This is a genomic window from Streptomyces sp. SCPE 10, from assembly GCF_051980735.1.
Classification (GTDB): domain Bacteria; phylum Actinomycetota; class Actinomycetes; order Streptomycetales; family Streptomycetaceae; genus Streptomyces; species Streptomyces misionensis.
Genome location: NZ_CP197069.1, coordinates 7,347,285 through 7,372,264, shown reverse-complemented (window position 1 = coordinate 7,372,264; position 24,980 = coordinate 7,347,285). Strand labels below are relative to the sequence as shown.

21 protein-coding genes and 1 pseudogene are annotated in these 24,980 nt (G+C 74.2%); 15 read left to right on the top strand and 7 right to left on the bottom strand.

What is annotated here, in order from left to right:
- Positions 1 to 80: 80 nt before the first annotated feature.
- The 5 genes from ACSP97_RS33425 to ACSP97_RS33405 all read left to right on the top strand — a co-directional run bounded on the left by ACSP97_RS33425 (position 81) and on the right by ACSP97_RS33405 (position 4,350).
- Positions 81 to 1,121, top strand: a complete 1,041-nt coding sequence (locus tag ACSP97_RS33425) for a PHP domain-containing protein (RefSeq protein ID WP_355330342.1) — start codon at positions 81 to 83, stop codon at positions 1,119 to 1,121.
- 49 nt (positions 1,122 to 1,170) lie between these two features.
- Positions 1,171 to 1,827 carry an HAD family hydrolase gene (locus tag ACSP97_RS33420; protein WP_440555738.1) on the top strand — a complete coding sequence of 219 codons (657 nt, stop codon included), beginning with the start codon at positions 1,171 to 1,173 and terminating at the stop codon, positions 1,825 to 1,827.
- A 374-nt stretch (positions 1,828 to 2,201) separates the two neighbouring features.
- Positions 2,202 to 3,233, top strand: coding sequence for an SDR family oxidoreductase (locus ACSP97_RS33415; protein ID WP_355529148.1), 1,032 nt, complete (start codon positions 2,202 to 2,204; stop codon positions 3,231 to 3,233).
- Positions 3,234 to 3,257: 24 nt separating this feature from the next.
- Complete coding sequence (locus ACSP97_RS33410) at positions 3,258 to 3,509, top strand: hypothetical protein (protein WP_355330349.1); 252 nt, start codon at positions 3,258 to 3,260, stop codon at positions 3,507 to 3,509.
- A gap of 88 nt (positions 3,510 to 3,597) precedes the next feature.
- Positions 3,598 to 4,350, top strand: coding sequence for a dienelactone hydrolase family protein (locus ACSP97_RS33405; RefSeq protein WP_355147016.1), 753 nt, complete (start codon positions 3,598 to 3,600; stop codon positions 4,348 to 4,350).
- 24 nt (positions 4,351 to 4,374) lie between these two features.
- Here ACSP97_RS33405 and ACSP97_RS33400 read toward each other — a convergent pair whose 3' ends face one another.
- Positions 4,375 to 5,667 (bottom strand): ROK family protein, encoded by a 1,293-nt coding sequence (locus ACSP97_RS33400; RefSeq protein ID WP_440555736.1) that lies wholly within the window; start codon positions 5,665 to 5,667, stop codon positions 4,375 to 4,377.
- A 141-nt stretch (positions 5,668 to 5,808) separates the two neighbouring features.
- Complete coding sequence (locus ACSP97_RS33395) at positions 5,809 to 8,973, bottom strand: cytochrome P450 (RefSeq protein WP_440555735.1); 3,165 nt, start codon at positions 8,971 to 8,973, stop codon at positions 5,809 to 5,811.
- 214 nt (positions 8,974 to 9,187) lie between these two features.
- Here ACSP97_RS33395 and ACSP97_RS33390 point away from each other — a divergent pair, with 214 nt between their 5' ends.
- Positions 9,188 to 9,814 carry a helix-turn-helix transcriptional regulator gene (locus ACSP97_RS33390; protein WP_440555734.1) on the top strand — a complete coding sequence of 209 codons (627 nt, stop codon included), beginning with the start codon at positions 9,188 to 9,190 and terminating at the stop codon, positions 9,812 to 9,814.
- A 94-nt stretch (positions 9,815 to 9,908) separates the two neighbouring features.
- On the opposite strand, the gene ACSP97_RS33385 is transcribed toward ACSP97_RS33390, so the two are convergent.
- Positions 9,909 to 10,781 (bottom strand): DUF3626 domain-containing protein, encoded by an 873-nt coding sequence (locus ACSP97_RS33385; RefSeq protein ID WP_440555733.1) that lies wholly within the window; start codon positions 10,779 to 10,781, stop codon positions 9,909 to 9,911.
- Between the two features lie 82 nt (positions 10,782 to 10,863).
- Here ACSP97_RS33385 and ACSP97_RS33380 point away from each other — a divergent pair, with 82 nt between their 5' ends.
- The 4 genes and pseudogenes from ACSP97_RS33380 to ACSP97_RS33365 all read left to right on the top strand — a co-directional run bounded on the left by ACSP97_RS33380 (position 10,864) and on the right by ACSP97_RS33365 (position 15,096).
- Positions 10,864 to 11,358, top strand: a complete 495-nt coding sequence (locus ACSP97_RS33380; RefSeq protein ID WP_070023257.1) for an FBP domain-containing protein — start codon at positions 10,864 to 10,866, stop codon at positions 11,356 to 11,358.
- Positions 11,359 to 11,595: 237 nt separating this feature from the next.
- Positions 11,596 to 12,425, top strand: a pseudogene (locus ACSP97_RS33375) (IS5 family transposase).
- A 120-nt stretch (positions 12,426 to 12,545) separates the two neighbouring features.
- Positions 12,546 to 13,799: an FUSC family protein gene (locus ACSP97_RS33370; protein ID WP_355147005.1), complete on the top strand. Its 1,254-nt coding sequence runs from the start codon at positions 12,546 to 12,548 to the stop codon at positions 13,797 to 13,799.
- Positions 13,800 to 13,902: 103 nt separating this feature from the next.
- On the top strand, positions 13,903 to 15,096 hold the full coding sequence (locus ACSP97_RS33365) for a lactonase family protein (protein ID WP_440555732.1): 1,194 nt from the start codon (positions 13,903 to 13,905) through the stop codon (positions 15,094 to 15,096).
- On the opposite strand, the gene ACSP97_RS33360 is transcribed toward ACSP97_RS33365, so the two are convergent.
- Both ACSP97_RS33360 and ACSP97_RS33355 read right to left on the bottom strand, forming a co-directional pair.
- Positions 15,064 to 15,783: a DUF2470 domain-containing protein gene (locus ACSP97_RS33360; protein ID WP_355147001.1), complete on the bottom strand. Its 720-nt coding sequence runs from the start codon at positions 15,781 to 15,783 to the stop codon at positions 15,064 to 15,066. The genes ACSP97_RS33365 and ACSP97_RS33360 overlap by 33 nt on opposite strands.
- 101 nt (positions 15,784 to 15,884) lie before the next feature.
- Positions 15,885 to 16,490 carry a TetR/AcrR family transcriptional regulator gene (locus ACSP97_RS33355; protein WP_355529130.1) on the bottom strand — a complete coding sequence of 202 codons (606 nt, stop codon included), beginning with the start codon at positions 16,488 to 16,490 and terminating at the stop codon, positions 15,885 to 15,887.
- 122 nt (positions 16,491 to 16,612) lie between these two features.
- Between ACSP97_RS33355 and ACSP97_RS33350 the strand changes: the two genes are divergently transcribed.
- A complete protein-coding gene (locus ACSP97_RS33350; protein WP_391871174.1) occupies positions 16,613 to 18,223 on the top strand; it encodes a cytochrome P450 in 1,611 nt (536 codons plus the stop codon).
- A gap of 72 nt (positions 18,224 to 18,295) precedes the next feature.
- Here the strand turns inward: ACSP97_RS33350 and ACSP97_RS33345 are convergent, their stop codons facing one another.
- Complete coding sequence (locus tag ACSP97_RS33345) at positions 18,296 to 19,132, bottom strand: pentapeptide repeat-containing protein (RefSeq protein WP_355146995.1); 837 nt, start codon at positions 19,130 to 19,132, stop codon at positions 18,296 to 18,298.
- Between the two features lie 210 nt (positions 19,133 to 19,342).
- On the opposite strand from ACSP97_RS33345, the gene ACSP97_RS33340 reads away from it, so the two are divergent.
- Complete coding sequence (locus ACSP97_RS33340; RefSeq protein WP_355147527.1) at positions 19,343 to 20,497, top strand: glutathione-independent formaldehyde dehydrogenase; 1,155 nt, start codon at positions 19,343 to 19,345, stop codon at positions 20,495 to 20,497.
- 46 nt (positions 20,498 to 20,543) lie between these two features.
- Here ACSP97_RS33340 and ACSP97_RS33335 read toward each other — a convergent pair whose 3' ends face one another.
- Entirely contained in the window at positions 20,544 to 21,845 is a 1,302-nt protein-coding gene (locus ACSP97_RS33335) for an alpha/beta fold hydrolase (protein WP_355146993.1), read from the bottom strand.
- Positions 21,846 to 22,085: 240 nt separating this feature from the next.
- On the opposite strand from ACSP97_RS33335, the gene ACSP97_RS33330 reads away from it, so the two are divergent.
- Genes ACSP97_RS33330 through ACSP97_RS33320 form a run of 3 tightly spaced genes read left to right on the top strand, consistent with a single transcriptional unit; the run spans position 22,086 to position 24,951 of the window.
- Positions 22,086 to 22,841 (top strand): (Fe-S)-binding protein, encoded by a 756-nt coding sequence (locus ACSP97_RS33330; protein WP_355146991.1) that lies wholly within the window; start codon positions 22,086 to 22,088, stop codon positions 22,839 to 22,841.
- Positions 22,838 to 24,313 carry a LutB/LldF family L-lactate oxidation iron-sulfur protein gene (locus ACSP97_RS33325; RefSeq protein WP_355146989.1) on the top strand — a complete coding sequence of 492 codons (1,476 nt, stop codon included), beginning with the start codon at positions 22,838 to 22,840 and terminating at the stop codon, positions 24,311 to 24,313. The genes ACSP97_RS33330 and ACSP97_RS33325 overlap by 4 nt, the downstream gene beginning before the upstream one ends.
- On the top strand, positions 24,310 to 24,951 hold the full coding sequence (locus tag ACSP97_RS33320; protein WP_355529115.1) for a LutC/YkgG family protein: 642 nt from the start codon (positions 24,310 to 24,312) through the stop codon (positions 24,949 to 24,951). Before ACSP97_RS33325 ends, ACSP97_RS33320 begins: the two co-directional genes overlap by 4 nt.
- Positions 24,952 to 24,980 lie beyond the last annotated feature (29 nt).

Below are 24,980 nucleotides of genomic sequence, written 5' to 3'. Positions count from 1 at the left end.
CGCGCGACCGGCAAAACGGGCGGGTCCGCGGCTCCCCGCGCCGGGTGCCGGGCGCCGTGCGGTGAGGCAACCTTGGCTGCATGGACCCCGTTGCCGCCCTGGAGCGGATCGCGTTTCTGCTGGAGCGGGCGCTGGCGCCGACCTATCGGGTGCGGGCCTTTCGCACGGCCGCCCGGGTGCTCGGCGGGCTCGGGCCCGGTGAGCTGGCGGCGCGGGCGGCGGACGGGACGCTGGAGGGGCTGAAGGGCGTCGGGCCGAAGACCGCCCAGGTGGTGCGGGAGGCCCTGTCCGGGTCGGTGCCCGGGTATCTGCGCAAGCTGGAGGAGGAGGCCGGGAGCGAGACCGCCGAGGGTCCCGGGTCGACGCTGCGGGCGCTGCTGCGCGGCGACTGCCACACCCACTCGGACTGGTCCGACGGGGGCAGCCCGATCGAGGAGATGGGGCGGGCGGCGGCCGCCGTCGGCCACGAGTGGACCGCGCTCACCGACCACTCCCCGCGGCTGACCGTGGCCCGGGGCCTGTCGCCCGAGCGGCTGCGCGAGCAGCTGGACGTGGTGGCGGAGCTGAACGCGCGCTGGGCGCCGTTCCGGCTGCTCACCGGGATCGAGTGCGACATCCTCGACGACGGCTCGCTGGACCAGGAGCCCGAGCTGCTGGAGCGGCTCGACGTGGTCGTCGTCTCCGTGCACTCCAAGCTGCGGATGGACGCCGACGCGATGACCCGGCGGATGGTGACCGCCGTACGCGATCCGCACGCCGATGTCCTCGGGCACTGCACCGGGCGGCTGGTCACGGGCCGGGGGCGGCCGGAGTCCCGGTTCGACGCGGACGAGGTGTTCGCCGCCTGCGCCGAGTCCGGTACGGCCGTGGAGATCAACAGTCGGCCCGAACGGCTGGACCCGCCCCGGCGGCTGCTGCGCCGGGCCGTGGCCGCGGGGACGCTGTTCTCCATCGACACCGACGCGCACGCGCCCGGCCAGCTGGACTGGCAGATCCTCGGCTGCGCCCGGGCGGAGGAGTGCGGGGTGCCGGCCGAGCGGGTGGTGACCACCTGGTCGGCCGACGAGCTGCTGGGCTGGACGCGGCACGGCCGGGTGCCGGCACGCGTGGCGGGGGCCTGACGTGGTACCCGGGACCGGAACGAGAAAGTCCCGCAGAGAGGGTCACCGGATGGAGCGCGCCGCGGTCTTCGACGTCGACGGAACCCTCGTCGACACCAATCATCTGCACGTCGTCACCTGGTGGGAGGCGTTCCGGCAGGCCGGTCACGACGTGCCCATGCACGCGGTGCACCGGGCGGTCGGCCTCGGTTCGTCGGACCTGGTCGCGCATCTGCTGGGCGAGGACCGCGACCGGGGGCAGGACGACGCGCTCAGCGCGGCGCACAAGGCGCTGTACGGGCAGTACTTCGACCGGCTGCCCGCGCTGCCGGGCGCCGGGGAGCTGCTGCGGCGGCTGCACCACGACGGCTGGACGGTCGTCCTGGCCACGTCGGCGAGTGGTTCGGAGCTGGGGGCGCTGCGCCGGGCGATCGACGCGGACGACGCCATCGCCGACACCGCGAGCAGCGACGACGTGCAGCGGGGCAAGCCCGCTCCGGAGCCGGTGGAACACGCGCTGGAGCTGGCCGGGGTACCGGCCTCGCGGGCGGTGTTCGTCGGGGACACGGTGTGGGACATGCGGGCCGGCGCCAAGGCCGGGGTGCGCTGTGTCGGGGTGCTGTGCGGCGGGATCCCCCGGGCCGATCTGGAGGAGGCGGGCGCGGAGGCGGTCTACGCGGACCCCGCCGACCTGCTGGCCCGCCTCGACACCAGCCCGTTCACCTGACGGCCGCGCCGTGTGAGGCAGGTCACGGGCGGGGGTGGAACACCGCGGTCCGCCCGCCCGTTGAACCGACCGTGGGTGCGGATGGGACAGTGTCCCCGGGCCTCACCTTTTGCCCACAGGGACGATCGTTCGGCTGAAGCCCTGTGGAGCCTTTCGCCGAGAGGCGACCGCCATCCGTGCCCACCCACAGACCGCCCCGGCCGTGAATCCCCCCGTCACGGCCGGGGCTTTCCTCTGCCTCCGCACCGGGACGGGACGTGCCGCGGCCGTCCCAGGGGCGCTCGGTGCGCGTCGGGCACGCGTGTGCGCCCGGGGTGCCCGGGTACCCGGCCGGTCGGTGCGGGCCGTGCGCCCGAGGACCGGAAGGAGCCAAGGTGAGCAGCTCAGCGGGCAGCAGGGTGGTGGTCACGGGGGCCACCGGCAATGTCGGTACGAGCGTGGTGCGTCTGCTCTCCCAGGACCCCGGGATCAAGTCGGTGCGGGGCATCGCCCGGCGCGTCCCCGGCTGGTCGCCGGCGCGGACCGAGTGGTCCGCCGTCGACCTGGCGTCGGACCGGGCGAACCTGGCCGAGCGGTTCGAGGGCGCGGACGCGGTGATCCATCTGGCCTGGGCGTTCCAGCCGACGCACGATCCGGCGACCACCTGGCGGACCAATGTGCTCGGCGGGATCCGGGTGCTGGAGGGGGTGGCCGCGGCGCGGGTGCCGGTGCTGGTGCACGCCTCGTCCGTGGGCGCGTACTCGCCGGGCCCCAAGGACCGCGCGGTGGACGAGTCCTGGCCGACGCACGGGTGGCCGGACGCCGCGTACTGCCGGGAGAAGGCGTATCTGGAGCGCACCCTGGACGTGTTCGAGCGCGACCATCCCGAGGTGCGGGTGGTGCGGATGCGGCCGGCCTTCCTGTTCAAGTGGGAGTCGGCGAGCGAGCAGCGCCGGATCTTCGGCGGGCGCTTCCTGCCCGGCCGGCTGGCCCGGCCCGACCTGCTGCCGTTCCTGCCGGACATCCCGGGCCTGCGGGTACAGGCCCTGCACACCGACGACGCCGCCGAGGCCTATCGGCTCGCGGTGCACTCGCCGACCGCGCGCGGCGCCTACAACCTCGCCGCCGAGCCGCCGCTCGACGCCGCCGTGCTCGGCGAACTGCTCGGCGCCCGCCCGATGCGGCTGCCGCGCACGGCGGCCCGCTCGGCCATCGCCGCGGCCTGGGGCCTGCGTCTGCTGCCCGCCTCCCCGCACCTGTTCGACGCGGTGCTGCGACTGCCGCTGATGGACTGCACCCGGGCCCGCGAGGAACTGGGCTGGCGGCCGCGGTGGACGGCGACGGAGGTGCTGGAGGAGTTCCTGGACGGGCTGCGGCAGGGCGGCGGCATGGACACCGCGCCGATGCACAGCGGCACGATGGGCTGACCGGACGCACTGGGGAGAACCGACATGGCCGCACATGACGAACAGCGACACGACGCACCGCCCGGCCGGGAGCCGGACCATCCGCCGGGCCCGGTCCCGCGCGACCTGCCCGACCAGCAGTCCGGCCCGGACGACCACTGGGACCCGGACCACCCGGCGCCCGGTCCGGCCGAGGACGCCCCCGACCCGGACGAGGCCGGCGCCGGCCCCCGGGACGCCCCGCGCAGCGGCACGGTCCACCCGGAGCATCCCGCGCCGCAGGAGCCCTCGGGCTGACGGACGGGCACGGCGTCTCACCGGGACGGGTGACCGGTCGGCCCGGTGCCTTGTGCGTCGGCGCGGGCCCGGGGAAGCATGATCGGCCATGCCCACCAAGACTCTTGCGATCCCCACCCCGGACGGCGTCGCCGACGCGTACGCCGCCTTCCCCGACGACGGCGAACGGCACCCGGGTGTGCTGCTCTACCCCGACGCCTTCGGGCTGCGGCCCGTGCTGGAGGAGATGGCCCGGACGCTGTCGGGACACGGGTACTGCGTACTCGTGCCCAACGTCTACTACCGCCAGGGCCCGGCGCCACTGATCGACCTTCCCGAGCACATCGGCGACGAGGACAGGCCCGCGGTCATCGCCCGGCTGACGCCCCTGGTCGACGCGCACACCACCGAACGGGTGCTGCGCGACGCCGACGCCTTCCTCGCGTTCCTCACCGCCCAGCCCGAGGTGGGCCCGGGGCCGGTCGGCGCGATCGGCTACTGCATGGGCGCCGTGCTGGCGATGCGTACGGCGACGGCGCACCCCGACCGGGTGGCCGCGGTCGCCGGGTTCCACCCCGGGTTCCTGGTCACCGACGCCCCCGACAGCCCACACCGGCTCATCCCGGAGCGTCTCGCCGCGGACGTGCACCTCGGCCTCGCGGAGAACGACATGTCGCCCGAGGCCGTCCGCGAGATCGAGCGGGCCTTCGAGGCCGCGGGCGTCGCGCACACCACCGAGGTCTATCCCGGCGCCGTCCACGGCTTCACCATGTCCGACACCGACGCCTTCGACCCGGCCGCGTACCGGCGCCACTGGGACCGGCTGCTCCCGCTGCTCGGCCGCGCCCTGAAAAACGGCTGAGGCACCGCGGGCCGGCGCGTCCGGTCACACTCCAGGTGTGCGCTCCCGCAGCGCCGTCCGCCAGGCGGGGAGCGGGCTTTCGGGGGCCGGGGCGGGGCGGTGGCCGCCGGCGGCGAAGAAGTCGGCCAGGGGGAGGATCGCGGCGCCGACGGTCACCGCGTCCGGGCCGAGCCGGCCCAGCTCGATGGTGACCTTGTCGGCGGGGTGGTGCAGGGCGTACGTCGTCGCGTGCCGGCGCACGGAGGGCAGGAAACGGGTGCCGAGCTGGAGCCCGGCCCAGCCGCCGACGATGATCCGCTCGGGCTGGAAGAGGTTGATCAGATCGGACAGCCCCGCCCCCAGGTACTCGGCGGTCTCCTCCAGGACGGCCAGCGCCACCGGGTCCGCCGCGCGGCCCTCGGCCGGGTAGGCGGCGGCGAGCATGGCGGTGAGCGCGGTCTCCTCGTCGGCGTCCGCCGGTGGCCGGCCGCCCTCCTCGCGCCAGCGGGCGAGCAGCGACTCGGCGCCCGCGTACGCCTCCAGGCAGCCGGGCGCGCCGCACCGGCAGCGGCGTCCGCGCACGCGGACCGTCAGATGGCCCCACTCGACGGCCCGCCCGCGCTCCACCTCGGGAGTGACCAGACAGGCGCCGACACCGGAGCCGAAGAGCACGACCACCGCGTTGCGGGCGCCGCGTCCCGCGCCGAACCACATCTCGGCCTGGCCCAGGGTCTTGGCGCCGTTGTCGATGAAGTACCGGACGGTTCCGGGGAGTTCGGAGGAGGCGCGGAGCAGCTGCTCCAGCGGTACCGCGTCCCAGCCGATGGTCTGCCCGTGCACGACGGAGCCCCGGTCGGCGGTGTTCTCCACGATGCCGGGCACGCCGATCCCGACGCCCAGCAGCCGCTCGGGCACGGCGGCCTCGGCGGCGAGCATCTCGGCGACTCCGTCGCGGATGTGCCCGGCGATGACCTCGGCGTCGTAGCCCTGCGGGGTCAGCGGGCGTTCGGTGCGGGCGAGTTCGGTCAGGGCGAGGTCGAACAGCTCGATGCGGACGCGGGTCTCGCCGACGTCGACGCCGATCAGCTGACCGCTGTCCGGGGAGACCCGCAGCAGGGTGCGGGGCCGGCCGCCGTCGGAGTCGACGCTGCCGGCCTCCTCCACCAGTCCGTCGGCGACCAGGTCGGCGACCACGTTGCTGACCGAGCCGGAGCTGAGGCCGGTGGCCGGGCCCAGCTCGAAGCGGCTCAACGGGCCGTCGAAGTACAGCCTTTGCAGCACCGCGGTGCGGTTGCCTCGTCGTAGGTCACGTACCGTGCGCCCGTTCCGCCCCGCCATGCGGCTCCTTTCACGAACCATGCCCGACCTGCAACATACTCCTTCGGGCAGCCGGAACGCGACCTTCCACCAACCCTTAGTTCACGCTGTGAGCTAAGGCAGGGGTTCCGGCACGCGTCCCGGCGGGGCGGCATCCCCGGCTCAGCCGGCCGCGTACACGTCCTCCACGTAACGGCCCTGCGCCACCAGGGAGTCGAGCCAGCGCCCGGCGGCCGCCTCGTCGGCACCCGGGGTGCGCTCCCGGTACAGGGTACGGAACGCCTCGCGGACGCCCGGCGCCATACGGGCGCCGTCGCCGCAGACGTACACCCGGGCCCCCTCGGAAAGCAGCGCCCACACCTCGTCGGCCTCGGCGGCGATCCGGTGCTGCACGAAGCGGGCGCCGTCCTCGGGTGCCTCGCTGAAGGCCGGGCGCAGCCGGACCGCGCCCGCGGCCTCGGCGGCCCGCAGCTCCTCGGCGTGCAGGAAGTCCGCGTCGGGCGCGTCGCAGCCGAAGTAGAGCAGTGCCTCCGGGAGTCGGCGGCCCGCGCGCAGGGCCGCGGCCCGGTCGGCGACGGTGCCGCGGAACGGGGCGAGTCCGGTGCCCGCGGCCACCATCACCACCGGCGCGCAGCCGTCGACGCGGAAGGCCTCGCGGCACGGCTGCACCCGGGCGTACACGGTGTCGCCGGGCCGCAGGCCGGCCAGGTGACCCGACCCGGTGCCCCGGTACCGGCCGCGGCCCGACCGGGCGGGGGCGTCGAGGACCGAGACCATCAGGTCGGCGTGGCGCGGGTCGGCCGCCGGGGAGGAGGAGAGGGAGTAGTGGCGGGGCCGCAGCGGGGTCAGCAGGTCGAGCAGGAGCGGCCAGTCGAGGGCACCGCGCAGCGCCGGGTGGTCCTCGGCCAGCTCCACGAGGGTGCGCGGGTCGTCTTCGGGCAGGGCCGCGAGGGCGGCGCGCTCGGGCGGGCAGGGGTTGGCCTCGGCGAGCAGGGCGAGCTGCCGGGCCGTGGGCCGCTCCTGCAGCTCGACGTGGTGGGTCAGCAACTGCCGCACGGTCAGCGGGCGGTCCACCGCCAGACCGTCGCGCCGCGCACGGGTGGCGCGGATGTCCAGGACGGTGCCGCCGTCGAGGCCGAGGGCGGCGAGCGCGCGGTCCACCAGGTCGGGGGCGTTGACGGGGAGGACGGCCAGGTGGTCGGCGGTGCGGTAGGTGACCCCGTCGGGCAGGGCGATGCGCAGGAACCGCTTGGTGCGCGGGTGGCCGGGGGCGGTGAGGTCGTACGCCTCGGTGACGGTCATCGCGGTCAGCTCGTGCCGTTCGGCCAGCGCGTCCAGCGGGCCGCCGGTCAGGGTGCGCACCTCGTAGGCGTGGCCGGGCTCCGGCGGGACGTCCCGGGCGGCGTCCGGATCGCCGTACGCGGTCAGCAACGCGGTGCGCAGCCGGGCGGTGAACTCCCGCACGGTGCCGGTGAGGTCGCCGGAGGCGTCGGCGGCCGCCCGGTCGGTGAGCCGGGTGGCGCCGAGTTCGGCGAGGCGGGCGTCGATGCGGGTGGGGACCTGCTGGTAGGTGGCGGCCCAGTTGCGGTCGCCGACGCCGAGGACGGCGTACGTCACCCCGGTGAGGTCGGGGACGCCGTCGAGCAGGGCGGTGAAGGCGGTGGCGTCGTCGGTGGGGCGGCCGTTGTAGGAGGCGGCGGTGATGACGACGGGCCGGTCCGTGGGCAGCCCGTCCGCGTAGGCGTCGAGCGCGGCCACCTCGGTGGCGCAGCCCAGCGCGGCCGCCTCGTCGGCGAGTTGTCCGGCGAAGGCGCGGCAGGTGCCGTAGTTGCTGCCGTGCAGGAAGAGCACGCCGGTGCCGGGGCGGACCCGGGACGGGAGGGCGTCCGGGGCCGGCGTCGACTCGCCCCGCGCGGGTGCGCCGGGAAGCGGGGCGTGGGCCCGGTCGGCGGGGGTGCGCGGGGTGAGGGTGAGGGTGAAGCCCTCGGGCTTGAGGGTGAGGGTCTCCTTCACGTCGAGCCGGTAGCCGGCGTGGTCGTGCAGCCGGTAGCGGTGCACCAGCAGGGCGAGCAGCATGGTCGCCTCGTGCAGCGCGAACTGCCGTCCGATGCAGGCGCGTTCGCCGGTGCCGAAGGGCTTGAAGGCGTGCACCGGGCGGGCCTCCTCCGCCTCGGCGGTGAACCGCTCGGGGTCGAACAGCTCCGGGTTGTCGCCCCAGACGGGCTGGCGGTGCAGCATCGGCGTGAGCACGGTGACGGGCTGTCCGGCGGCGAGCGGGATCCGGCCGCCGAGCAGGGTGTCCTCGCGGGCGTGCCGGCTGAACGCGGCGGCCGTCGGCCACAGCCGCAGCGCCTCGTTGAGCACCTGACGGGTGTAGGTGAGCCGTCCGACGTCCTCGTACGTCGGCTCGGGGTCGGCCGCGTCGCCCCACAGCGCGTCGGCCTCCCGCTGCACCAGCCGGAGCACGGCGGGGTGCTTGGCCAGGTAGTACAGGGCGAAGGACATCGCGCCCGAGGTGGTCTCGTGCCCGGCGATCAGGAAGGTGATCACCTGGTTGCGGATGTTGGCATGGTCCAGGGTGGTGCCGTCCGCCGGGTGCGGCGCGCTGAGCATCAGCCCGAGCAGGTCCTCGGCGCCGCTCTGGTCGGTGCCGGTGCGGGCGGCGACGACGTCGTCCACCACTCCGGCGAGGAAGTCCGCGTCCCGGCGGAAGGCCGCGTCGGCCGCTGCGTGGTCGCCGCCCGCGGGCGCGGCCACGCGGGTCATGCTCCACTCCAGGCAGCGGACCATGGACTCCACGAAGGGGTGGGGCCGTTCGCGCCCGAAGGAGCCGAAGTCGTAGCCGAACCCGGCGAGTCCGATGGTGTCGAGGGTCATCCGGGTCATGTCGTCGGCCACGTCGACCGGGCGCCCGGCGTGGGCCGCGCGGTCCCAGGAGTCGATGAGCCGGCGGGCCACCCGCAGCATCACCGGGTGGTAGGTGCGCATGGAGCCGAGCGCGAAGGCGGGCATCAGGATGTCGTGCGCCTTGGCCCAGTTGGGTTCGTCGTTGTACGCGGTGAACAGGCCGTCGGCGGTGAAGGCGCGCACGTTCTCCAGCGCGGGTCCGATGTGCTTGGCGAAGCGGTCCTCGTCGGCGAGGTCGGCGACCAGGTCCGCGTCCGCGACGAACAGGGTCTCCCGGCCGTGCAGCCGGCGCACCAGCACCGGGCCGTGGGTGCGCATCAGGCCCATGGTGTGCTGGATGGGGGTGCGTCCGACACCGGTGGTGCCGAGATCCACGACGGGGACGCCGGAGGGGGCGGGATGCGGTGCGGTGGGGGGCATGGCGCGGCAACTCCCTTTTCACGGTGCGCGGGTGTCTCGCGCTCCAGCCTGCTCGCCCCGCTCCCCTGCCCGGGACCACACCACTACACGATCGTGCAGTGGAAACCGGCCCGCGGGGCTTGCGCCCGGCCGCGGCCGGTGCCCCGCCGATTTGGCGCCGGCCTGGGCCTTCGTCTTGGATGAGGCGGACACTGCGGCACGTCGGGAGGTACGGGTGGAGGCGGGCGACGCCGTGGTCTGGCGCAACCGCGCCCTGACCCTGTTCGACCGGGTGGTGGTGCCGGTCGCGGTGTGCGACGCGTACGGCCGTGTCGTACTGGCCAATCCCGCGATGGCCGCGGAGTGCGGTACGACGCCGGGGCGGCTGCGCGGCCGGGACGTGCTGGAGCTGTTCCGCCCGCAGCGGGCCACGCAGGTGGAGCGGATCGTCGAGGCGTTGCGGCTGCGGCGCCGCTCGCGCTACCGGGTCTCGGTGTGCTGGCGGGCGCCGGACGGCGGCGAGCGGTACGGGGAGCTGACCGCGGACCCGGTGAGCGACAGCGTGGAGGAGACGCCCGCGCTGCTGGTGATGCTGCGGGTCGAGGACGAGCGCCCCGCCGCCCCGCCGGGCCCCGCCCCGGCGCCGGTCACCCCTGTCGAGGGCCGGGTGCTGGCCCTGCTGGCCTCGGGCGCCACCACCGCCCGCGCCGCCCGCGAACTCGGTCTCACCACCGACGGCGTCAACTACCATCTCCGCCGTCTCTCCGCCCGCTGGGGCGCCGCCAACCGCACCGAACTGGTGGCCCGCGCCTACGCGTCGGGGGTGCTGAGCCCGGGAGTGTGGCCACCCGAGGCACCCTGACGCACGAGCCGGCCCCCGTCGGCGTGGAGTCAGGGGGGGTCGGCCGGCGCGCCGCCCCGGCCGCCGGCGGGCGGCGCCGAGCGGCCGTCGGCCGTCAGTTCCCGACCCCGGACGGCTCCCGGACCGCGCCGAAGCGGGCCAGGACGTGCCAGACCTTCTTCAGGTCCTGCGGGTCGTAGCGGCCGGTGCGGGCCGCGTCGCCGATGATCCGCGGGGTGAGGACGCCCCGCTCCGCGATCCGGGCGCCCAGCCGCGAGTACTCGGCGCCCCGGTAGTCGGCGTGGCGGTGCAGCCGCTCGACGGTGAGCCGGTAGCCGGGGTGCCACTCCAGCGGGAACGGCAGCCGCCGGGCCGCCGCCGCCACGGGCGTGCCCCGGTAGCTCGGGTCCAGCACCAGCGCCCGCACGTCCCGGGTGAGCAGCACGCCCCCGTGCACATGGCACTCGATGTAGTCGTCGAGCGCGTCCCGCTCGTCCGCCTCGGCGAGCGCGATCAGCGGCATCGCGCCCGCCACCCCGAAGTCGGTGGGCTCGGCCGCGCTGTCCGGGTAGCAGAAGGTGGCCCGGTGCACGACCGGTGCGGCCAGCCGCAGGAACGAGGAGCCGAACCGCGGCGCGGCGCCCGCCGGTTGGCGGCGGAAGTCCAGCGCGCCGTACACCGGCCGCTCCCCCGGCTCGGCGTCGTCGTACGCGCCGCCGAAGATCCGGCTCTCCCAGCGCCAGCGGTCGCCGCCCGGGTGTGCGGTGAGCCCGCCGTTGCTCGTGCCGGTGACGAACTGGGAGTGGTAGGCGCCGTCCCGGGCGAGGGAGTCGAGGACGGGGAGCCCGCCCGACAGCCGGTCCGGATGGAAGTTGAGGGTGATGTGCGGGCCGGGGGCGAGCGCGGGCCCGGACGCGCGGGCGCCCACGTGCCGCAGGGCCCGGTGGGCGCGTGACGGCAGGCCGTCCGGAAAGCCCGGGAAATCCATTGGCTCACCCTCCCCTGGGGTATCTACGCTGCTCAGGGACCCATCTTGCGGGTTCCGTGCACGTACGACGAAGGAATTTCCCATGCGATCGCTCACCGAGCAGGACATCCGCGGCTCTTTCGTGAACTGCTCCAAGGGGGAGGCCAAGCGGCTGGCGATACCCCGGGACCTCGACGAACGGCCGTGGGACGATCTGGACTTCCTCGGCTGGCGGGATCCGGGCGCACCCGACCGCAGTTATCTGGTGACCGAGCGGGCGGACCGGCTCGTGGGCATCGCGTTGCGCTTCCCGGCGTCCCAGCGCGGCTTCCTGCACCGCAGCATGTGCTCGGTGTGCCTGACCACGCACCCCGGCGGCGGCGTGTCGCTGATGACCGCGCGCAAGGCGGGCACGGCGGGCCGCGAGGGCAACTCGGTGGGCCTGTACATGTGTACGGATCTGGCGTGTTCCCTGTACGTCCGCGGCAAGAAGGTCCCCGAGTCCGGTACGCGGTTCGAGGAGAGCCTGACGCTGGAGGAGCAGATCGCACGCACGGCCGGCAACCTGGCCGCCTTCGTCGACAAGCTCTACGCCTAGGGTCTTTCGTTTGGATCAGGCCGGATCAGGGAGCGGGGCCCGGTGCGTGCAGATGCAAGGCGGAGGAGGGAGTCGACGCGATGGGGGTGCCCCCGCGCGAGTGAAGCCGAGCGTGGGGGAGTCGGCGACTGACGACAACGCGGCAGATGCGCGTGCCGGGCCCCGCGAGCCCGGCTTGATCCAACGAGAGGCCCTAGGCCGTGTCCGCAAAGTCGGTTGCTCGTTGGTTGGTTCGTGGTGCGTCGTCATGAGCTGACTGATGAGTCGTGGGCGGTGATCGAGCCGTTGCTGGCTCCGTCGCGGATGGGCAGGCCGGTGCGGGACCGCCGTCAGGTGGTGAACGGGATTCTGTGGAAGCTGTCCACGGGTGCGGCCTGGCGGGACCTGCCCGAGCGGTACGGGCCGTGGAAGACGGTCTACGAGCGCTTCCGCCGCTGGTCGGCCGACGGAACCTGGGACCGGCTCCTGGCCCACGTCCAGCAGCACTCGGATGCCGTCGGCACGGTCGACTGGACCATCGCGTGCGTCGACTCCACCACCGTGCGGGCCCACCAGCACGCGGCCGGGGCCCGAAAAGGGGGCCCTGGCCGGGCGAGGCGATCGGCCGGTCCCGCGGCGGGCTGACCACGAAGATCCACCTCGCCTGCGACGGCCAGGGCCGGCCCCTCGCCTTCACGATCACGGCCGGGAACGTCAACGACTGCACCCAGTTCGAGCAGGTCATGGCCCGCATCCGCGTCCAGCGGTGCGGTCCCGGCCGGCCCAGGACCCGACCCGAGCGGGTCGCCGCCGACAAGGGCTACTCGTCCGCGAAGATCCGCTCCTACCTCCGCCGCCGAGGCATCAAGGCCGTGATCCCCGAACGGATCGACCAGATCAACGGCCGCCTCCGCCGCGGCGAGAGCCTCTGCCGACTCGACCGGGCCGCCTACCGGCGCCGCAACGTCGTCGAGCGCTGCTTCAACAAGCTCAAACACCACAAGGCCCTGGCCACCCGCTACGACAAACGCGCCCGCCACTACCAGGCCATGGTCACCATCGCCTGCCTCCTGCTCTGGCTGCCCTGACTTTACGGACACGACCTAGGTACCAACGCTCGGCCGGATGGCCCAAGCGTCTCCGCCCCGCGCCCGCCCTCCTCGAACGGCCACGTTCGACGCGGCCGGGGAACGGGAACAGGCGAAGGAATGTACGACGTACGCAAGGGGATCGAGGGACTGCGGCGCCTGGTGATGCGCCGTCGGGAGCCGGTGGTCGTCCAGACGCTGCGGTCGGCCGCGGCGGCGACGGTCGCCTATGTCATCGCGCTCCGGCTGAGTCCCGAGCCGGCCCCGCTGACCTCGCCCCTGACCGCGCTGCTCGTGGTCCAGGTGACCTTCTACGCCACGCTGACCAACGGCATCCGGCGGGTGAACGCGGTGGTGGCCGGTGTGCTGGTCGCCATCGCCTTCAGCGTGCTGGTGGGCCTGACCTGGTGGAGCCTGGCGCTGCTGATCGTGGCCGCACTGGCGGTGGGCCATCTGGTGCGGGTGGACGAGTACGTCGCCGAGGTGGCGATCAGCGCGATGCTGGTGCTCGGCGTGACCACGGTCGGGTTCACCGCCTGGGCACGGATCGTGGAGACGCTGATCGGCGCGGTCGTGGGCACCGCCTGCAATCTGCTGCTGCCGCCACCGGTGTGGGTGGACGCGGCGGGCCGGTCGATCGCGGACCTGGCGCGCCGGGTGCGGCAGTTGATGCTGCGGATGGGTGAGGAGGCCGCCGGCCACATCCCCTGGCAGCGGGCGGCCGAACGGCTGCACGAGGCACGCCGGCTGGACCAGTACATCGCCGAGGTCGACGCCTCGCTGCGGCAGGCCGAGGACAGTCTGCGGCTCAATCCGCGGGTCAAGGAGGGCCTGCTGCACCGGGTGGTGCTCCGTACCGGCCTGGACACGCTGGAGATCTGCACGGTGGTGCTGCGGGTGCTGGCCCGTTCCTTCACGGACCTGGCGAAGGCCCGCGGCTCCGAGGATCTGTTCCCGCCCCGGGTCGGAGCGGTGGTGGAGGAGCTGCTGTCGGAGATCGGCGACGCGGTGGTCAGTTTCGCGGTGCTGGTGACCGCCCATCTGAGTGCGGACGCCGAGTCGGCGGAGGCGCGGCTGACGGCCGAGCTGCACACCGCGGCCGGCACCCGCGACCGGCTGGCCGAGCTGCTGCGCGAGGAGGTCAGCAGGGACTGGGCGAACTGGCAGCTGCTGGGCGCCGTACTGACCGAGACGACCCGGATCATCGACGAGCTGAACACCGAGCACCGCACCCGCCGTCTGCTGGAGGAGCTGGACCGGGTCTCCGCCGAGCAGCGTGCCAAGCTGCCCCGGATGACGCGGATGCGTGAGCGGCTCGGCATCCAGGAGAAGCTGTGGAGCGACCGGGCGGGGTTCGGCGACCGTACCCGGTGAGGCCGCCCGGCCGCCGTGTCCCGCGTCGCCGTCCTTGCCCCGCGCGCCCGGCTCGGGCCAAGGTGGCCCTCACGACCGGGCGACCGACGACCTGAGGTGTGGGATGGACACGGAGGCAGCGGCGAGCGGCGGCTGGAGCAGACGCCGGTTCATCGGGGTGGGCGCGGGTGCGGCGGCCGTGGTCGCGGTGCCGTCGCCGGCCGCCCCTCCCCCGACCGCCGCGCGGACCGCGGACCCGCGGCGGCCGCCCGGCGACCGCTCCGCGGGGCCGCGCCCGCTGTACGTGGGCACCTATACCTCCACCCCGGGCGGCGGCACCGGCATCGGGCTCGCCTCCTACGACCCGCAGTCGGGTGCGATCACGGGGTCCGGCACGCTCACCGGGGTCCCCGACCCGTCGTACCTCGCCGTGCACCCGGACGGGTGCACGCTGTACGCGGTGGACGAGCGGCAGGACGGCGGGGTGACGGCCGTACGGCTGGCGGACCGGCGGGTCCTCGGCACCCGGAGCACCGGGGGCGCCGGGCCCTGTCATCTGTCGGTGCACCCCTGCGGGCGCTGGCTGCTCAGCGCGAACTACGGGTCCGGCAGTGTCGCCGTGCATCCGATCGCCGCCTCGGGCGCCCTGGGCGAGCGCACCGACCTGGTCACGCACAGCTCCCCGGCGCCCGGTCCGGGCCAGGAGGGGCCGCACGCCCACCAGTTCACGACCGCTCCGGACGGCCGGCACCTGCTCGCGGTGGACCTCGGCACGGACACCGTCTACACGTACCGTCTGGACCCGGCGAAGGGCACGCTCAGCGAGACCGGCCAGGCGCACACCCGGCCGGGCGCGGGGCCGCGGCACCTGACCTTCCACCCCGGCGGGCGGCACGCCTACCTGGCCAACGAGGTCGACGACACGATCGCGGTCTGCGCCTACGACCCGCCCTCCGGCCGGCTGACGATCGGCGCCCCGCAGTCCACGGGCTCCTCGGGGGACGTCACCAACTACCCGGCGCAGATCCTGGTCACGGGCGACGGCCGGTACGCCTTCCTGGCCAACCGCGGCCACAACAGCCTGGCGAGGTACGCGGTGGAGGCCGACGGGGCCCGGCTGCGGCTGCTGGGCACGGTGCCGGTCGGCGGGGACTTCCCGCGGCAGATCGCGTTCTCGCCGGACGGCCGGCTGCTGTTCGCGGCGAACCAGCGCTCGGGCACGGTCACCGTCTTCCACGTCGACACCGACCGCGGGGAACTGCGGCTCGCCGGCGAGCCGTTCGCGTCACCCGTCGCCGTCTGCGCGCTGCCGCTGTAGCGCCCGGGGGCAGCCCGCGGTGGCCGCCTGCGCCAGCAGGGCGTGCACCCGCTCGGTGAGCTGGGCGAGGTCGTCGGCGGGGCGGTGGAAGGACAGGCGTACGTCGCCGTGGGCGCGGGTGCGTTCGATGCGCAGGGTCAGCCCGTGCCGGTCGACGGCGAGGGGCAGTACGCGGGTGGCGGCGTGCAGGCTTTCGGGCCGTACCAGCCGGGTGAGCCGCTGCACGGCGTCCGGGTGGGCGTCGGCGAGATGGGTGAGCAGCCGGGCCTCGGCGGTGGCCAGCGGGTCGGGGCGGGCGGCGGTGAACTCGTCCGGTTCGAGGAGTACGGCGCCGCCGGCCCGCCGCAGCACCACGCGGTCGGGGTGGCAGCGCAGGGCGCCGCCGCCGGGGGCCGGGGCGAGGCGGCCGGCCAGCCAGAGGCGGGCGCGGATGCGGTCGCGCACGGGTACGGGCGCCACGTCGGCGAACTCCAGCACCGCGCGGGCGCCCTGCCGCGCCGCCGTGAGGAGGGCGCTGTCGTCGGGCAGCGCGAGCAGGACCGCGCCGTCGTCGGCCATGGTGTGCGCGCCGACGTACTCCTCCCGCGTGCCGCCCGCGGTCACCGCGCACGACCATGCGGCGACGAGCACCGACCGCGCTCGTTCCGCCGCGCCGGGGGCGGCCGTCCACGCCTGCGTGTCATCCATCCCGAGACCTCCTCATTAGGTAAGGCTTACCTAACTTATCGGAGATCGGGACGCACGCCAACCAGGCCCCGGCCGGGGAAAGGGTCGGCGGGACGGGTTCTTCAGGCGATGGCGCCCAGCAGCGCCCGTGCGCACAGATCGCGCACCTGCTCCCGGCTCGACTCGCCGTCGCGCAGCCACTCCAGGCACACGGCGGTGGTGAAGGCGAGCCAGCCGCGCACGGCCAGCCGTAGCTGCGGACCGCGCTCGCAGGCGGGCCCGAACTCGGGGTCGGCCGCGAGGGCGGCCAGGATCTGCTTCTCCTGGGCGGCCAGGGCCCGCCGGTAGACCCGGCGCACGGCCTGGTCGCCGGCGGCGTCGGCGCGGTGGAAGGCGCGGAAGCCGTGGGCGTGGGCCTGGACGTAGCCGAGGTAGGTGTCGAGCCCGGCGGTCAGCTGCTCGCGCACCGGCACGCCGGGCTCGGCCGCCGTCATGCGCAGCATCCGCTCGCTCTCGCGCTCCACGACGGCGGCGAAGAAGTCCCGCTTGGTCGGGAAGTAGTGGTACAGCAGCCCCCGGGAGACCCCGGCGAGATCGGCGACCCGCTCGATCCACACGTCGTCGTACGGACTCTCCGAGAACAGTCGCGCGCCGACCGACAGCAGCTGCTCACGGCGTTCCCCGGTGCTGAGTCGGCGCCGGGCGCGTTCCCCCTGGTTCGCGGGCATGCCGTCACTTTACTTGACGTCGGTTCAACAAGCGGACCACACTGGAAGCCGTTATTGAATCCACGTATAACAAGCGCGGATCGGCGGCTCGACGGTCCGCCCGGGCAAGGGAGTTCGGCGTCATGGCGGGTACGGCGGAGGGATCAGGTCCGAGCGGGGCCGCACCGGGCGCGGGTCCGGCCGAGCCCGCGCTGCCGAAGGGGTTCCGCAGCGCCGAGCTGGGCTGGCCCGAGCTGCACCGCATCCCGCACCCCCGCCACCGGCTGCCGCTGCTCGGCGATGTGCTGGGCGTCGACCGCGACCGGCCCGTGCAGGACTCGATGCGCCTCGGGCGCGAGCTGGGGCCGGTCTTCCGGCGGCGGATCTTCGGCAAGGAGTTCGTCCTCGTGTGGGGGGCGGAGCAGACCGCCGACCTCGCCGACGAGTCCCGGTTCGCCAAGCACGTCGGCCTCGGTGTGGCCAACCTCCGGCCGGTCGCCGGGGACGGGCTGTTCACCGCGTACAACCACGAGCCCAACTGGCAGCTGGCCCACGATGTGCTGGTGCCCGGGTTCAGCCGGGAGGCCATGGCGGGCTACCACGGGATGATGCTGACGGTCGCCGGGCGGCTGACCGACCACTGGGACCGGGAACTGGCCGCCGGCCGCACGGTGGACGTGCCCGGGGACATGACCAAGCTGACCCTGGAGACGATCGCCCGGACCGGGTTCGGGCACGACTTCGGCTCCTTCGAACGGGACCGGCCGCACCCCTTCGTCACGGCCATGGTCGGCACGCTCTCCTACGCGCAGCGCCTCAACAGCGTGCCCTCCCCGTTGGCCCCGCTGGTGCTGCGCGGCGCCGCCCGGCGCAACGCGGCCGACATGGCCCTCCTGAACCGCACGGTCGACGCGCTGGTCGAGCAGCGGCGCCGGTCGGGCGGCGGGGAGGGGGACCTGCTGGACCGGATGCTGGCCACGGCGCACCCGGAGACCGGCGAGAAGCTGTCCCCGCAGAACGTCCGCAGGCAGGTGATCACGTTCCTCGTGGCGGGCCACGAGACCACGTCCGGCGCGCTCTCCTTCGCCCTGTACTACCTCGCCCGGCACCCGGAGATCGCCGCGAAGGCGCGGGCCGAGGTGGACCGCGTCTGGGGCGGCACCGCGCGGCCCGGCTACGAGCAGGTGGCCAAGCTGCGCTATGTGCGCCGGGTGCTGGACGAGTCCCTGCGGCTGTGGCCGACCGCGCCCGGCTACGGCCGCGAGGCGCTGCGGGACACGGTGCTCGCCGGGGACCATCCGATGCGCCGGGGTGCGTGGGCGCTGGTCCTCACGCCCCTGCTGCACCGGGACCCCGGGGTGTGGGGCGAGGACGCCGAGCGTTTCGACCCGGACCGCTTCGAGCCCCGGGCGGTCCGCACCCGCCCGCCGCACACCTTCAAGCCCTTCGGCACGGGCGTACGGGCCTGCATCGGCCGCCAGTTCGCCCTGCACGAGGCCACCCTCGTCCTGGCCCTGCTGCTCCGCCGCTACGAGCTGCGGCCGGACCCCGGCTACCGGCTGACGATCACCGAGCGGCTGACCCTGATGCCGCAGGGGTTCCGGCTGCACCTGGAGCGCAGGCGGCCGGCGGGGGCGGCCCCGCCGGTCCCGGAGGAGGCGGCGCCGTGGACCGGCGAGGAGGACACGGCACCCGCCGAGGGCTGCCCGCTGCACACGGCGGGCAGCCGGTCCGCCCCCGGCGCCCCGGCGTAGCGCGCGAACGACGCGGTGCCGCGGGCGGGCCGGGCCGTCGGGATCCGGCGACCCGCCGCCCGGTGGGAGCGGTCAGTCCGCCGTTTCCCAGTGCGCCGGGCGCCGCACCGACGCGGGGAGCCTCGTGGCCCGGTTGCCGCGGGCCGCGTTCAGCTGGGGCTGGGTGAGGAAGAAGGCGCCGGTGAGGTCCGCGTCGCCGAGGTCGGCGTCACGGAGGTCGGCACCGATCATGTCCGCGTCGCGCAGATCGGCCCCGGTGAGGTCGGCCGCGATGAGGTACGCGCCGCGCAGGCTCGCCCCGCGCAGGTCGGCGCCCCGCAGCCGGGCCCCGATCAGGTCCGCGCCCCGCCGGTCCTTCACCTTGCGGCCCTTGCGGTCCGGGGCCCGGACCAGCTCGCTGGTGCGCAGCAGCAGCACGTTGACCCGTTGGCGGTGCGCGGCGACATCCAGCCCGGCCAGTTCCTCGGCCGGCTGCCGGGTGAGCCGCTCGGTCTCCCGCAGGGCCCGCCGCAGCTCGGGGTGGACGGGGCGGGCGGCGGCCAGCCCCAGCGCTTCGGTCAGGTACCACAGCAGCTCGTGGAGCTGCCGTACGACGGGAAACACGTCGAACATCAGACGGGCCCGCTCCTGTGGAGCGCCCCGCCAGTCCTGCCCGCCGAAGGTGTGCCCCGAGACCTTCTGTCCCGCGCCGAAGCAGTCGTAGACGGTGCAGCCGGTGAATCCCTTGTCGCGCAGCCGGGCGTGGATGCCGCAGCGGTGGTCGGTGCCGAGGTTGGGGCAGGGCCGCCCCGCGGGCTTGTCGAGCGCGAAGTCCGCGGAGGCCGCGAAGGGGAGGGCGACGCAGCACAGCCCGAAGCAGTTCCCGCAGTCGCCGCGCAGCTCCGCGAGCCCGGCCGTCTCATCTGACATGAGCACAGCCTACTGGCGCCGACCTGCCGGAACGCCCCGCGCCCACCGGGGTTGCGGCCCCTGCCCCGGAGGAGTTACCTGGAAGTACCGGCGGTGAAGCGCGCGGCGTGGGGGTTCCGGCACGTACCGAGGGCCCGGTCGACGTGTGCTCCCCCGGCCCTGGCTCTTGCTCGCCGCCGCCGTCCAGCGTTCTACGCGGAGGTGACCAAGGTGAAAGCCGTCGTCTACGAAAAGCCGTTCAGCGTGGCGGTGAGGGACGTCGATGACCCTCGGATCCAGCACCCCAACGACGTTCTCGTGCGCGTCACGTCGACCGCGATCTGCGGCTCCGACCTCCATATGTACGAGGGCCGCACGGCGGCCGAGCCGGGCATCGTCTTCGGGCACGAGAACCTCGGTGTGATCGAGGAGATCGGCAGCGGTGTCAGCTCCCTGTCGGTGGGTGACCGGGTTGTGATGCCGTTCAACGTGGCCTGCGGTTTCTGCAAGAACTGCCTGGCCGGTGAGACCGGTTTCTGCCTGACGGTGAACCCCGGCTTCGCGGGCGGTGCCTACGGATACGTGGCCATGGGCCCGTACAAGGGCGGGCAGGCCGAGCATCTGCGGGTGCCCTTCGCCGACTTCAACTGTCTGAAGCTGCCGCCGGGCGAACAGTTCGAGACCGACTTCGTGCTGCTCGCCGACATCTTCCCGACCGGCTACCACGGTTGTGAGCTGGCCCAGGTGTCCCCCGGTGAGAGTGTGGCCGTCTACGGCGCCGGTCCGGTGGGTCTGATGGCCGCCTACTCGGCGCTGCTGCGCGGCGCGTCCAAGGTGTTCGTGGTGGACCGGGTGCCCGAGCGGCTGGCCAAGGCCGAGGAGATCGGGGCGGTCCCCATCGACTTCACCAAGGGCGATCCGGCCGAGCAGATCCGGGCCCAGACGAACGGCGAGGGCACGGACAAGGGCGTGGACGCCGTCGGCTACCAGGCCCAGGCACACGACGACGTCGGCCACGAGGAACCGGCCGTCGTCCTCAACTCGCTGGTGGAGACGGTACGGCCGACCGGCAGGCTCGGTGTGCCGGGCCTGTATGTGCCGTCCGATCCGGGCGGGCCCGACGAGCACGCGAAGCACGGCCAACTCCTGGTCTCCATCGGCAAGATGTTCGAGAAGGGCCAGAAGGTGGGCACGGGCCAGTGCAACGTCAAGCGGTACAACCGCCAGCTGCGCGATCTGATCATCGCCGGGCGGGCCAAGCCCAGCTTCGTGGTCTCCCATGAGCTGCCGCTGGAGGACGCGCCGCAGGCGTACGAGAAGTTCGACAAGCGGATCGAGGGCTACACCAAGGTCGTACTGCACCCGGGTCACGCGCTCGCCGCATGAGGCACCAGGGGTCCGGGCGCCCGGCGCGGGTGCCCGGACCCGTGTGTCACACCTCGTCCCGGACGACCGCCAGCAGCCGGTCCAGCACCCGGGGCGCGCCCGTGCGCAGCCCGTCGTGCTCGTACTCGTTCGTCACCCAGGGCCGCAGACCGCGGATGGCACGCGCGGTCTGAAGGGAGTGGCCGGCGTCGACGTACATGTCGTCGTGGTAGACGGCCGCGGCGACCGGGACCTCGTTGCGGGCGAGACGGTCGCGGTCGTACAGCGGGGTCCAGTCGGTGCGGGCGGCGAGCAGTTCGGCCGTCTCGCGCAGCGGGCGCAGCGCCGGGTCGTTCTCGAACATCCAGGGGTGCACGGTCTCGCCGGTGAACAGCACCGGGGCGTCGCCCGCGAGCGCCTTCGCCGCGTCGAACTGCGGGAACTCGGCGCGGACGCGCTCGGCGGCCCAGGCGGTGGGGCGCGTGTCCTGGCCGTAGATCGACTCGTGGACGACGGCGTACAGCGGGTGCGCGGCGTACGACAGCAGGGCCTGCGCCTGCTCCTGGAAGGCGTCCGACAGTTCGGGTCCGGCCGGGGTGCGGACGAACGCGTCGGCGAGGAGGTGGTGGAGGCGGTGGCTGCCGTCACTCGTGCCGAGCATCAGGCCGAGGGACTGGAACGCCTCGACGGTGAAGCGGTAGCCGTTCGGCAGGACCACGTCGCGGGTGAGCAGGTGGTCGGCGATCCGCCGGGCCCGCTCGACGTCCTGCGGGTAGCGGGCGTAGTGCGCGGCGACCTTGCGCTCGATGCGCGGGTAGGCGGCGCGGTAGACGTCCTCGGCGTGCGCGTCGAGGGAGGGCAGCCCCCCGGTGATCAGTGCGGTGGCGAGGCCCTCCGGGGCGAGGGAGAGGTACGACACCGTGCAGAAGCCGCCGAAGCTCTGGCCGAGCACGGTCCAGGGGGCGCCGCCGGTGACCTCGGCGCGGATGTGCTCGCAGTCGCGGACGATGGAGTCCGCGCGGAAGCGGGCGAGGTAGTCGGCCTGCGCGGCGGGCCCGCCGCGCAGCGGCAGCGTCTGCCGGTTGGCGGGCGTGGAGCTGCCGGTGCCGCGCTGGTCGAGCAGCAGCACCCGGTACTCCCGCAACGCCCGGTCGAGCCACGCCTGCCGTCCGACGAAACGATTCGCCCCGAATCCCGGGCCGCCCTGGAGGTACAGCAACCAGGGCAGCTCCTCCCCCGCCTTCTCCCCGGCGACCACCTCCCGCGCGTACAACTCGATGCTCTCGCCGCCCGGATCGGCGTGATCAAGCGGCACGGTGAACCGGCGATCGGTCAGTACGACGCCGGGCTGGCGGTAGCTGGTGCTCAACGGGTCTCCCGGAAGGGGTGGGGCGCAGGGGGTCCAGTTCAGCACACGGGGTCGGGAGGGCAGGGCGCCAGGGTGATCCTCGCCGCCACCGGCCGGCGGTCGGACGCCGCCCCGGCCGGGCCGCTGGGGGCCACCGAGTCGAAGCCCGCGCCCGCGCCACGCCGCGCCTCCCGGTCTCCGGCAGCCGCGACGGGGCGATTAGGCTGCGATTCGTCCCGTGGTCGACTCCGAGGAGCCGCGATGCGTGTCGCCCTGTTCCTGACGTGTGTCAACGACACGCTCTATCCGGACACCGGACGGGCCGTGGTGAGGCTGTTGCGGAGGCTGGGCGTCGACGTCGAGTTCCCGCTGGGGCAGACGTGCTGCGGGCAGGCGCACTACAACACCGGGTACCGGCACGAGGCGGAGCCGCTGGCGCGCCGCTTCGCCGAGGTGTTCGAGGGGTACGACGCGGTCGTGACGCCCTCCGGGTCCTGCGGGGCGATGGTGCGCGAGCTGTATCCCCGGATGGGTGAGCGGGCGCGGGCCGAGGGGCGCGGGGACTCGCTGGCGCGGACCCTGGCGCCGGTGGTGCCGAAGACGTACGAGCTGACGGAGTTCCTGGTGGACGTGGTGGGCGTGACCGATGTGGGCGCCTGGTACCCGCACCGGGTCACCTACCACCCGACCTGCCACGGGCTGCGCGCCCTGGGCCTGGGCGACCGGCCGCGCCGGCTGCTGGAGGCGGTCAGGGGGCTGGAACTGGTGGAGTTGCCGGGCGCGGAGGAGTGCTGCGGGTTCGGCGGGACGTTCGCGGTGAAGAACGCCGCGGTGTCGGCGGCGATGGGCACGGACAAGGTGCGCAACGCCGAGTCGACCGGCGCCGAGGTGCTGTGCGCGGCCGACAACTCCTGTCTGATGCACATCGGCGGCACCTTGAGCCGTCTCGGGGCGGGCCTGCGGCCCGTCCACATCGCGGAGATCCTGGCGAGCACGGAGGAGGACCCGGCACGGTGAGCGGCACCTACGTCGGCATGCCGGCGTTTCCCGAGGCGGCGCGCGACGCCGTCGGCAACCGTACGCTGCGCGGCAATCTGCGCCACGCGACCCACACCATCCGCGCCAAACGGGCCGGCGCGGTGGCCGAGTTGGCCGACTGGGCCCAGCTGCGCGAGGCGGGCCGCCGGATCAAGGACCACACCCTGCGCCATCTCGACCGGTACCTGGAGCAGCTGGAGGCCTCGGTGACCGCGGCGGGCGGTACGGTCCACTGGGCCGCCGACGCCGAGGAGGCCAACCGGATCGTGGCCCGGCTGGTCAAGGAGACCGGCGAGTCGGAGGTCGTCAAGGTCAAGTCGATGGCGACCCAGGAGATCGGCCTCAACGAGGCGCTGGAGGCCGAGGGCATCCGCGCGTACGAGACCGATCTCGCCGAGCTGATCGTGCAGTTGGGCCACGACCGCCCCTCGCACATCCTCGTCCCCGCCATCCACCGCAACCGCGGCGAGATCCGTGACATCTTCACGCACGAGATGGGCTCCTGGGGCCGCCCGGCCCCCGAGGGGCTGACCGACCGGCCCGCCGACCTCGCCGAGGCCGCCCGGGTCCACCTGCGGGAGAAGTTCCTGCGGGCCAAGGTCGGCGTCTCCGGCGCCAATTTCATGGTCGCCGAGACCGGCACCCTGGTCGTGGTCGAGTCCGAGGGCAACGCACGGATGTGCCTGACCCTGCCGGAGACGCTGATCTCGGTGGTCGGCATCGAGAAGATCGTGCCCACCTGGCGCGACCTGGAGGTCTTCCTGCAGACCCTCCCCCGCTCCTCCACCGCCGAGCGGATGAACCCGTACACCAGCACCTGGACCGGCACCACCGACGGGGACGGCCCGCGGACCTTCCATCTGGTGCTGCTCGACAACGGCCGCACGGACACGCTGGCGGACCAGGTGGGCCGGCAGGCCCTGCGCTGCATCCGCTGCTCGGCCTGTCTCAACGTCTGCCCGGTCTACGAGCGGGCGGGCGGGCATGCCTACGGCTCCGTCTACCCCGGCCCCATCGGCGCCATCCTCACCCCCCAGATGCGGGGCACCGCGAGCGAGATCGACGCCTCGCTGCCGTACGCGTCCAGCCTGTGCGGGGCCTGCTACGAGGTGTGCCCGGTCGCCATCGACATCCCCGAGGTGCTGGTGCACCTGCGGGAGCGGGTCGTGCAGGGCGGGCCGGCGGTACGGCGGGGCAACAAGGTGGTGCTGCGCCCGGCGAAGGGGCACGCGGCCGAGCGGGCGGCGATGCGGGCGGCGGGCTGGGCGTTCACGCACCCGGGCGCGCTGCGCGCCGGGCAGCGGCTCGCCTCCCGCAGCCGCCGGCTGCACCCCCGTACCCTGCCGGGCCCCGGCCGGGCGTGGACCGGCAGCCGGGATCTGCCGGTGGTGCCGGCGGAGCCGTTCCGGGACTGGTGGCAGCGTACGCGCGGTGGAGAGGACGCCAAGTGAACAGCAGGGAACGGATCCTGGGCCGGGTGCGGCGCGCGCTCGCCGACGTGCCCGCGGACGACCCGCCGTACGAGCGGGCCGTGCCCCGGGAGTATCTGCGCGAGCACGGGGAGCGGACCACCGAGGAGACGGTGGAGCTGCTGGCGGAGAACCTGGCGGACTACCGGGCGGTCGTGCACCGCACCGGCCGCGAGGAACTGCCGAACCTGATCATGCGGCTGCTCGACGCGCACGGCACCCGGGAGGTGCTGGTGCCCGACGGGCTGCCCCCGACGTGGCTGTCCGCGACGAAGGCGCGGCGGGTCGAGGACCGCGCGACGGACACCCCGGACCGCCTCGACCGGGTCGACAGCGTGGTGACGGGCTGTGCCGTGGCCGTCGCCGAGACCGGCACCATCGTCCTCGACGGCTCCGCCGACCAGGGCCGGCGCCGTATCTCGCTCATCCCCGACCACCACATCTGCGTGGTGCGGGTGCCGGAGCAGATCGTGGGGTCCGTCCCGCAGGCCCTCGAACGGCTCGACCCCACCCGCCCGTTGACCTGGATCTCCGGGCCGTCGGCCACCAGCGACATCGAACTGGACCGGGTGGAGGGCGTGCACGGACCGCGCGCGCTGGAAGTGATCCTGGTGGGCTAGAGCCTTTCTCCCGGGTCAGATCGGCTCGG